The following is a 304-nucleotide window of genomic DNA, read 5'->3' as shown; positions in this document are numbered from 1 at the left end:
CCATCTGGGTAAGTCACAACTACTACCGCTGGCTTATCGCCTGCTGTCTTAGTATCTACTGGACTTTCAAAGGAGACTGTTGTGCTTTCTGGGAGAGATGGCAAGTTAGAGATTGATTTCTCCGCTGATGGGGTTTCACCAACCTTAACCGTTTGATCTGCTGGGGTTGGTTCATTGCTATCAGCTTGCTTTGGAGCCTCTTCAACCTTAACCGTTACTGGAACCTTATCTTGAGAGCCATCTGGGTAAGTCACAACTACTACCGCTGGCTTATCCCCTGCTGTCTCAGTATCTACTGGACTTT

1 protein-coding gene is annotated in these 304 nt (G+C 47.4%); it reads right to left on the bottom strand.

Features of this window, described 5'->3' with window-relative positions:
- Window positions 1-304: Rib/alpha-like domain-containing protein (locus E4T71_RS09380; RefSeq protein ID WP_245165732.1), on the bottom strand; the 304-nt coding region annotated here is incomplete at both ends.

This window comes from Streptococcus sp. WM07 (genome assembly GCF_004570525.1).
Taxonomy (GTDB): Bacteria; Bacillota; Bacilli; order Lactobacillales; family Streptococcaceae; genus Streptococcus.
The sequence above is the reverse complement of the archived record's forward strand: the minus strand, read 5'-3'. Positions and strand labels throughout refer to the sequence as shown.